Consider the following 662-nt stretch of genomic DNA (forward strand, 5'->3'; position numbering starts at 1 on the left):
ACCCCGGACCGGGGGTGCCGGGGTCCGTCCCGAGCGAACCGCCGCCACCCGAGGCCGCCCCGTCGGGGGATCCACTGGTCGCATCCGCCCGGTTGGCCCTGCCCCAACTGGAGATCAAGGGCCGCGCCCCCAAGACCGGGTACGACCGTGCCCTGTTCGGCCAGGCGTGGTCGGACGACGTCTCCGTGGAGTTCGGCCGCAACGGGTGCGACACGCGCAACGACATCCTGCGGCGCGATCTGCAGGACATCACGGTGCGACCGGGGACCCGGGACTGCGTGGTGCTCACCGGGGCCCTGTACGGGCCCTACACCGGGGAGCGGATCGAGTTCGTGCGGGGGCAGGACACCTCGTCGGCAGTGCAGATCGATCACGTGGTGGCCCTGTCGGACGCGTGGCAGAAGGGCGCCCAGCAACTCACCCTGGAGCAGCGTCGGGACTTCGCCAACGATCCGCTCAATCTGCTGGCGGTGGCGGGTCACGCCAACCAGAGCAAGGGCGATGGTGACGCGGCCACCTGGTTGCCCCCGCGTCGGGAGTTCCGTTGCCCCATGATCGCGCGGCAGATCCTGGTCAAGGAGCGCTACGGGCTGTGGGTGACCCACGCCGAACACGAGGCCATGGAGCGGGTCCTGGCCGGCTGCGCCTGACCCGGCCCCCGG

General features: G+C 71.5%; 1 protein-coding gene. It reads left to right on the forward strand.

The window, feature by feature from the left end; all coding sequences use genetic code 11:
* Positions 1 to 650: HNH endonuclease family protein (locus IY392_RS16300; RefSeq protein ID WP_228549531.1), on the forward strand; the 650-nt coding region annotated here is incomplete at its 5' end.
* Positions 651 to 662 lie beyond the last annotated feature (12 nt).

Source organism: Dietzia sp. SYD-A1 (genome assembly GCF_015356725.1).
Classification (GTDB): Bacteria; Actinomycetota; Actinomycetes; order Mycobacteriales; family Mycobacteriaceae; genus Dietzia.